General features: G+C 55.7%; 1 protein-coding gene. It reads left to right on the forward strand.

Annotated elements, in window-relative coordinates; all coding sequences use genetic code 11:
- The first annotated feature begins 84 nt into the window (after nt 1–84).
- Complete coding sequence (locus B0G83_RS38005; protein ID WP_105512362.1) at nt 85–1,038, forward strand: IS5 family transposase; 954 nt, start codon at nt 85–87, stop codon at nt 1,036–1,038.
- Nucleotides 1,039–1,195: the final 157 nt, after the last annotated feature.

A 1,195-nucleotide genomic window follows, 5' to 3' on the forward strand; every position in this document is an offset into this window, starting at 1 on the left:
TTAAGGAATATCTGCAAAAGTCCTGGCATTACGTTGCTGCCGAGCTATCCTGGAAACGGAGCGGATTTTGTGAGGAGCAACATGATGACGCAGCTTGGTCTTGGTCTGGATTTGTCGACGAAGCGGACGCGCAAGCGGGAATTTCTCGATGAGATGCGACGCGTTGTGCCCTGGCTGAAGCTGATTGCGGTGATCGAACCGCACTATCCCACGGGCAAAACCGGTCGACCACCGTTCCCGGTTGCAACGATGCTGCAGATTCATTTCATGCAGCAATGGTTTGGTCTGTCGGACCCTGCTATGGAAGAAGCACTCTATGACGTGCCGCTTTATCGCGAGTTCGCGGGTCTCGACGGAGGCATGGTGCGACTGCCGGATGAAAGCACGATACTGCGGTTCCGCCATCTGCTCGAAACGCATGGGCTGGCGGCGCAAATGCTGTCGCTGGTCAATGAGATCCTGACGGAGAAAGGCCTGATGCTTAAGGCTGGATCGGCGGTTGACGCAACCCTGATTGCCGCGCCCAGTTCGACAAAGAACGGCTCTGGCACGCGGGATCCAGAAATGAAATCGACGCAGAAGGGTGGCAACTGGTACTTTGGGATGAAAATGCATGTCGGCGTAGACGCCGACTCGGGCGTGGTTCATACAATCATTGGAACGGCCGCTAACGTGCACGACATCACCGTCGCCGAAGCGTTGCTACACGGCGAAGAAACGGATGTATACGCGGACGCTGGGTATCAGGGTATCGAAAAGCGTTGTGAGGCAGACGCGATTCGTTGGCATGTTGCAATGCGACCGGCAAAACGCAGGAAACTGGATCTGAATGATTCGCTGGATGCGATATACGATCAGATCGAACGCCTGAAGGCGGGTGTTCGGGCGAAGGTCGAACACCCGTTTCGCATCCTCAAGCGGCCGTTCGGTTACACGAAGACCCGCTATCGTGGTTTGATGAAAAACACCGCCCCGATCACCACGCTGTTTGCTTTGGGCAATTTGTGGATGGCGCGCAGAGCTTTGCGCAAATCTTGAAACACCGGGCCGATGAAGGCCACACGTCTGGTTGAAGCGCTCCGGCTTGCGGAAAAACCCAGGTGGTCAACTCACTAACAACGATCCGAGCGCCGAGGCTGCGCTGGATGTCAAAGGTAACGCATCCAAAGCGGGTTGTGCAGACCTTCCTTAACTG

It is taken from the genome of Paraburkholderia sp. BL21I4N1 (assembly GCF_002973525.1).
Taxonomy (GTDB): Bacteria; Pseudomonadota; Gammaproteobacteria; order Burkholderiales; family Burkholderiaceae; genus Paraburkholderia.